General features: G+C 39.1%; 2 protein-coding genes. Both read left to right on the top strand.

The window, feature by feature from the left end:
* Nucleotides 1-314: 314 nt before the first annotated feature.
* Nucleotides 315-1418 carry an LPS export ABC transporter permease LptF gene (gene lptF, locus HMPREF0027_RS07450; RefSeq protein ID WP_005623714.1) on the top strand — a complete coding sequence of 368 codons (1104 nt, stop codon included), beginning with the start codon at nt 315-317 and terminating at the stop codon, nt 1416-1418.
* Nucleotides 1419-2501 (top strand): LPS export ABC transporter permease LptG, encoded by a 1083-nt coding sequence (lptG, locus tag HMPREF0027_RS07445; RefSeq protein ID WP_005623712.1) that lies wholly within the window; start codon nt 1419-1421, stop codon nt 2499-2501.
* Nucleotides 2502-2553: the final 52 nt, after the last annotated feature.

Below are 2553 nucleotides of genomic sequence, written 5' to 3'. Positions count from 1 at the left end.
GGACTCAGCCCTGTACAATACAGAACGCAGTCCTTAAATTAAACAGTCTAACTTTTTGGGGGCAGATCAGACTTCGGGGCTTATTAATTTACCGGCAGAGAAAATCCTTTCGTGATTTTTTAATGCAAAAAAGGTATGATTAGTAACTTTTATAAGCGGTCTATTTTCACTCATTTTTTGCAAATATATCCCCTGTTCGGCAAACATTCGTCTGTGTACTTTTTTGTGCTAATGACAATGAGCGGAAACATATCGTTTTACCTTATCTAGTTAAACCGTATTAACGGTGAAATTATCTCAATGAGAGTGTTATCGTGATTTTAAGTCGATATTTAACGAAAGAGATCTTCAAAAGCCAATTAGCGATCTTATTCATTTTGTTATTAATGTTTTTTAGTCAGCAGCTGATTACCGTGCTGAATTCTGCTGTCAGCGGGAAAGTACCAACCGACTTAGTACTGAGTTTATTAGGATTAGGGATGCCCGCTTTAGCTCAATTTATGTTGCCGCTTTCACTATTTGTTGCGTTACTGCTGACTTTAGGGCGCTTTTATACTGAAAGTGAAATTACCGTGATGCGAGCGTGTGGTATCGGGCAAAGTTTATTAACCCAAGTAGCGTTTTTCTTATCTATTTTTACTACGGCTCTTGCAGTATATAACGTGTTTTGGCTCACGCCTTGGGCTATCAATAAGCAAAGTGAAATGTTAGCAGAGGCAAAATCCAATCCTCGTTTTTCAGCATTGTCCGCCGGTCAATTTATGACCGCAGGTGGTTACGTTTTATTTATTGAAAATATTAATAACGAACAAAATAAATTAAACGATATTTATGTATTTCAACCGGATCAGCAGAAGAAAAATCGCCCTTCCGTAGTAGTTGCGGAATCAGGTCAATTACAAGGTTTACCAAATGGAGATCAAATTCTCACCCTTGAAAACAGTACTCGCTATGAAGGTACAGAAAATACCGCAGATTTTAGAATTTCCCATTTTGACAATTACCAAGCTTATCTCGGCTACCAAGATGTGGATTCCAATGAAAAATTAGTACAACGAGCGGATTTCAACAAATTAATGACCGATTCATCAAACGAAGCTAAAGCAGAATTGCAATGGCGCTTTGCACTAATTTTTGCCGTACCACTCATGGCATTATTAGCCGTACCAATGAGTAGCGTAAACCCTCGTCAAGGTCGTTTCGCTAAAGTGATTCCGGCAGTATTGCTGTATCTGATCTATTTCTTGCTACAAAGCTCGCTTAAATCTTCCGGTGCTTCCGGTAAATTAGATGCAACATTATTAATGCCGTTAGTGTCGATTGCATTTTTTATACTGGCGATGGTGATGAACTTCTGGGATACAAAATGGATGTCTGCGATTCGTTATTCTTTCAGTCGTAATAAGGCGGTGGCGTAAATGAATTTATTTGGTATGAATATTCTCGAACGCTATATCGGCAAAACCATTATTACGATGATTTTTGCCGTGCTGCTTATGTCGAGCGGTTTGGTGTTTATCATCAAATTAGCCGAGGAGTTTAAAGATGTCGGTAAAGGCTCTTATGATGCTTTAACCGCCACTTACTATTCACTTTTAATGCTGCCAAGCGACATTAAAGAATTTATCCCGGTAGTTGCCTTAATCGGCGGCTTATTAGGTTTGGGAAACCTTGCCAGCCGCAGTGAATTGGTGGTTATGCAATCTTCCGGATTTTCTCGTTTTAGAATCGGCTTGGCGGTAATGAAAACAGCGATTCCACTCATCGTTTTTACGATGTTAGTCAGCGAATGGGGAATCCCGCAAACCGAACAATATGCCCGTAATATGCGTTCCATCGCACAAAGCGGCAGTTCAATGCTATCAACGAAAGGCGGCTTTTGGGCAAAAGACGGAAATGATTTTATTTATATTCGCCATATCGAAAATGAACGTAAATTAAATAATCTATCGATTTATCATTTTGAAGATAAATCTTTAAAATCAGTCACTCAAGCTCAGAATGCTATTTTCAACGGTAAAAATTGGACGCTTCAGAATGTACAAACATCTTCGATTGCCGATAACAGTATTCAACAAGCGAAAGAAGTCAACAAAGATTGGCAAACGACAATCACACCAAGCAAATTAGGTATCGTATCGCTCAAACCGGAATCACTTTCTATTTCAGGTTTATCCGATTATGTCGGCTTCTTGAAAGAAACCGGACAAAATTCCAAACGTTTCCAAATTGCGTTTTGGCGTAAAGTGTATCAGCCGATTTCAATGGCGGTGATGATGTTGCTTGCGATCTCGTTTGTCTTTGGACCGCTTCGCAGTAGCGCAATGGGAACCAAATTATTTATCGGTATCATTGCAGGCTTTGTGTTCTATGTATCCAACATCGTGTTTGGTAATATGACACTCGTCTTTTCATGGATACCGGTTGCTATCGGTGCATTAATCCCAAGCTTAATCTGTTTAAGTATCGTTTGGTGGCTACTGACCAAAAAACGTGATTAATCTATAACACAAGCGGTTAAATTTCTGCAACATTTTGTTTCTATATATGGGG

Source organism: Actinobacillus ureae ATCC 25976, from assembly GCF_000188255.1.
Taxonomy (GTDB): Bacteria; Pseudomonadota; Gammaproteobacteria; order Enterobacterales; family Pasteurellaceae; genus Actinobacillus; species Actinobacillus ureae.
The sequence above is the reverse complement of the archived record's forward strand: the minus strand, read 5'-3'. Positions and strand labels throughout refer to the sequence as shown.